Here is a 1,531-nt window from a genome sequence, read left to right as displayed (position 1 = left end):
CCGCCCCCCAGCTCATCCCGGCCTACCCCGCCGCCGAACGCGCGGTGCGGGCCCTCGCCGAGGCCGTGAAGTACGCGCAGTGGCGGCGCGAGGCCGCCGAGCCCGGCAGGGTGCCCGAGTACGACGACATCGACGAGAAGGGCGCCGCCCGCCTCATCGACGGCATGCTCGCGCGCGGGCAGGGCCTCACCCTGGGCACCGAGGAGACCTGCGAGCTGCTCGGGCGCTACGGAATCGCCGTCCGCCGGGCGACCCCCGCGTTCACCCCGGACGACGCCGTCCGGGCCGCAGGCGAACTCGGCTACCCCGTCGCCCTGAAGGCCACCGCCCCCCACCTGCGCCACCGCGCCGACCTGGGCGGCGTCCGGCTGGACCTCGCGGACGAGGAGCAACTGCGCCGGGCGTACGCCGAGTTGACCGGCCTGTTCGGCAAGCCGGAGGAGCTGCGGCCGGTCGTGCAGTCGATGGCGCCCCGGGGCGTCGACACGGTCGTACGGGCCGTCATCGACCCGGCAGCCGGCGCCGTGCTGTCCTTCGGGCTGGCCGGGGCGGCCTCCCAGCTGCTCGACGACATGGCGCACCGGCTGGTCCCGGTCACCGACCGCGACGCGACCTCCCTGATCCGGTCGATCCGGACGGCCCCGCTCCTGTTCGGCTGGCGCGGCTCGACCCCCGTCGACACGCCTGCACTGGAGGAACTGCTGCTGCGCGTGTCCCGGCTCGTCGACGACCACCCCGAGGTCGTCGCGATCACCCTGGAGCCGGTCGTCGTCGCCCCGCGTGGCCTGAGCGTTCTCGGCGCCTCGGTGCGCCTCGCGCCCCCGCCCGCCCGCGACGACCTCGGCCCGCGCACGCTTCCGGTGTACTGAACCACCCCTGAGCGGTGCCTCGCAGTCAGTGCGCCCCCGTAGGATGGACGCCATGGCCAAGACCAGTACGACGACCCAGGGGCTGCGTGCGGCGATCGAGCGCAGCGGCTACTACCCGGCCCTCGTGGCCGAGGCGGTGGAGGCCGCCGTGGGCGGCGAGCCCATCCGGTCGTACCTGGTCCACCAGGAGACGACGTTCGACCAGAACGAGGTGCGGCGGCACGTGACCGTGCTCGTCCTCACCGGCAACCGCTTCATCGTCAGCCACACCGACGAGCAGGCCGCCGACAGCACCTCCCCGACGCCGTACGCCACGACGTCCACGGAGTCGGTGAAGCTCGGCCGGATCTCGTCGGTCGTGGTCAGCCGGGTGGTCGCCAACCCCGAGCAGTACGCGCCGGGCACCCTGCCCCGCGAGGTCGTGCTGACCATCGGCTGGGGCGCCGTCTCCCGCATCGACCTCGAGCCCGCCGCCTGTGGGGACCCCAACTGCGAGGCCGACCACGGCTACACCGGCAACTCCACCGCCGACGACCTCAGCCTGCGGGTCAGCGAGGCCGGGGACGGCCCGGAGACCGTGCGCCAGGCCCTCGCCTTCGCGCAGTCGCTGTCCGAGGCGACCGCGGACACCACCCGCTGAGATGGTCCACGCCCCCTGGGAC

At 74.4% G+C, this 1,531-nt stretch carries 2 protein-coding genes; both read left to right on the top strand.

Going from position 1 to position 1,531, the window contains the following annotated elements; translation table 11 throughout:
* Positions 1–869 (top strand): acetate--CoA ligase family protein (locus GRC12_RS44360; protein ID WP_208786081.1); only part of this gene is annotated, 869 nt, incomplete at its 5' end.
* A 43-nt stretch (positions 870–912) separates the two neighbouring features.
* A complete protein-coding gene (locus GRC12_RS44355) occupies positions 913–1,509 on the top strand; it encodes a DUF5998 family protein (protein WP_208786082.1) in 597 nt (198 codons plus the stop codon).
* Positions 1,510–1,531: the final 22 nt, after the last annotated feature.

It is taken from the genome of Streptomyces griseorubiginosus (assembly GCF_017614965.1).
GTDB classification, from domain to species: Bacteria; Actinomycetota; Actinomycetes; order Streptomycetales; family Streptomycetaceae; genus Streptomyces; species Streptomyces griseorubiginosus_B.
Note: the sequence above shows the minus strand (reverse complement) of the source record. Positions and strands in the feature narration are given on the sequence as shown.